This window comes from Pseudomonas brassicacearum (genome assembly GCF_003732175.1).
Classification (GTDB): Bacteria; Pseudomonadota; Gammaproteobacteria; order Pseudomonadales; family Pseudomonadaceae; genus Aquipseudomonas; species Aquipseudomonas brassicacearum_G.
The window spans coordinates 1-1,103 of the sequence record NZ_MOBI01000053.1 but is presented as its reverse complement, the minus strand read 5'-3'; the positions used below and the strand labels follow the sequence as shown (position 1 = coordinate 1,103).

The following is a 1,103-nucleotide window of genomic DNA, read 5'->3' as shown; positions in this document are numbered from 1 at the left end:
CCGCAGAAATACCTGATCGAAACCAACCCGGTGCTCACCGACCTCAAGCAGTTCATGAGTTCGGACTACCTGTTGGCGAACCTCGGCTACGACCCGGACAAAAGCGCCAAGCGTCTGGGCGATGGCCTCTACGAACAGAAGCTGATTCAACAAGCGGTGGTCGCCCGTACCGGCCAACGCTTCATCGACGGCCAGACCTCGGACGCCGGCCTGTTCAAGTACCTGATGAACAACGCCGTCGCCAGTAAAAACCAACTTAACCTGTCGCTGGGCGTGAGCCTGACCTCTGAGCAGGTCGCGGCTCTGACCCACGATATCGTCTGGATGGAAAATGCCACGGTCAATGGCGAGCAAGTGTTGGTGCCGGTGCTGTACCTGGCCAACGCCAACAATCGTCTGGCCGCCAACGGCGCATTGATCCAGGGTAGCGACGTAACGCTGATCGCCGGCAACGATCTGAACAACGCCGGTACCTTGCGTGCCAGTAACAACCTGTCGGCGGCTGCCGGCAACGACCTGGTCAACAGCGGCCTGGTGGAAGCCGGTAATCGTCTTGACCTGTTGGCGGGCAACAACATCGTCAACAAGGCCGGCGGCATCATTGCCGGGCGTGACGTCAGCCTGACCGCAATCAAGGGCGACGTGATCAACGAACGCACGGTGACCACCCATGAAAGCGCCAGCGACTCCCGCAGCGAGCAACGGGGTTTCGTCGACAGCGCGGCCCGCATCGAAGCGGCCAACAACCTGACCATCAACGCCGGGCGCGATTTCAACAACACCGGCGGCGTACTGAAAAGCGGCGCCGACACCACGATCAGCGCCGGTCGCGATGTCAACATCGCCTCCGCCGAGCAGGTCGACAGCAACGAGGCCGGCCCCGACCACCGCAATTAAACCATCACCCAGTACGGCTCCAGCGTTGACGTGGGCCGTGATCTGAAAGTCGACGCCGGGCGTGATATCAGCGCCATCGCCAGCCAGATCGACGCCAAGCGCGACATCGCCATGAGCGCCACCGAAAACCTGACCCTGGCCTCGGCAGCGGACGAGCAGCACTCGTACAGCAAAACCAAGGAAGTGAAGAGCCAGGAGGACCATGT

The 1,103-nt window shown here is 61.4% G+C and carries 1 pseudogene; it reads left to right on the top strand.

Annotation, left to right across the window (positions count from 1 at the left end):
• A pseudogene (locus BK658_RS29710) lies at window positions 1–1,103 on the top strand (hemagglutinin repeat-containing protein); the annotation flags it as partial.